The sequence below is a fragment of the Streptomyces sp. SID486 genome, from assembly GCF_009865385.1.
In the GTDB taxonomy this organism is placed as follows: domain Bacteria; phylum Actinomycetota; class Actinomycetes; order Streptomycetales; family Streptomycetaceae; genus Streptomyces.
This window is the reverse complement of sequence record NZ_WWJT01000807.1, coordinates 1-399: the sequence shown is the minus strand read 5'-3', so window position 1 is coordinate 399 and position 399 is coordinate 1. Positions and strand designations below refer to the sequence as shown.

The 399-nt window shown below is 77.7% G+C and carries 1 protein-coding gene; it reads right to left on the bottom strand.

Annotated elements, in window-relative coordinates; translation table 11 throughout:
• Nucleotides 1–399 (bottom strand): AMP-binding protein (locus GT045_RS38180; protein WP_161298788.1); only part of this gene is annotated, 399 nt, incomplete at both ends.

Sequence of the window (399 nt, the reverse complement as noted above, 5' to 3'; positions counted from 1 at the left end):
ATCTCGCCGGGTTCGATGCGGAAGCCGCGGAGTTTGACCTGGTCGTCGGCGCGGCCGGCGAACCGGAGGCGGCCGTCGGCGGTCCAGCGGACCAGGTCACCGGTGCGGTACATCCGCTCCCCCGGCGCGCCGAACGGGTCGGCCACGAACCGTCCGGCGGTGAGCCCGGGCCGCCCCAGGTAGCCGCGGGCGAGACCGGGTCCGGCGACGTACAGCTCACCGGTGACGCCGGGCGGCACGGGACGCAGGGCGGCGTCCAGCACGTGGACGCGGGTGGCGCCGGAGGGGCGGCCGATGGGCGGGGCGCCGGTGCCGGGGGCCAGCGGGCCGGTCCAGGTGGCGACCACGGTGGCCTCGGTGGGGCCGTAGGAGTTGATCATGCGGCGGCCGGGTGCCCAG